1 protein-coding gene is annotated in these 524 nt (G+C 58.0%); it reads right to left on the reverse strand.

Annotated features, from left to right (window positions below):
• Positions 1-524 (reverse strand): DUF4215 domain-containing protein (locus EYQ35_10395; GenBank protein ID HIF64544.1); only part of this gene is annotated, 524 nt, incomplete at both ends.

Below are 524 nucleotides of genomic sequence, written 5' to 3' on the forward strand. Positions count from 1 at the left end.
GGTAAAACCATCGCCGCAGGAGGCAGTCTCGCAACTGGAGAGGCAGGCGTCGCTGTTATCAGCGTTGCCATCGTCACAGCTCTCTACGTCGGCCTGGACCAGGCCGTCCCCACAGCGAGCACTGCGACAGCTGGCCAGACAACTGTCGGCGTCGTCAGAATTTCCGTCGTCACACTGCTCAAACCCAACGTGTATAAATCGGTCTCCGCAGCTCGGTAGCTTGCAATTAGTCAGACACTTGTCCGAGTTGGAAAGGTTGCCATCATCGCAGCTCTCTACGTCAACCTGGGTAAAACCATCGCCGCAGGAAGCAGTCTCGCAGCTCGAGAGACAAGCGTCCGTGTTGTCAGCGTTGGCATCGTCACAGCTCTCTACGTCAATCTGGGTGAAACCATCTCCGCAGGTCGCAGCTTCGCAGCTCGAGAGGCAAGCGTCCGTGTTATCAGCGTTGCCATCGTCACAACTCTCGACATCGGCCTGGGTAAAACCATCGCCGCAAGCCGCAGCCTCGCAACTGGAGAGGC

Source organism: Candidatus Binatota bacterium (assembly GCA_012960245.1).
GTDB lineage: Bacteria > Desulfobacterota > Binatia > UBA1149 > UBA1149 > UBA1149.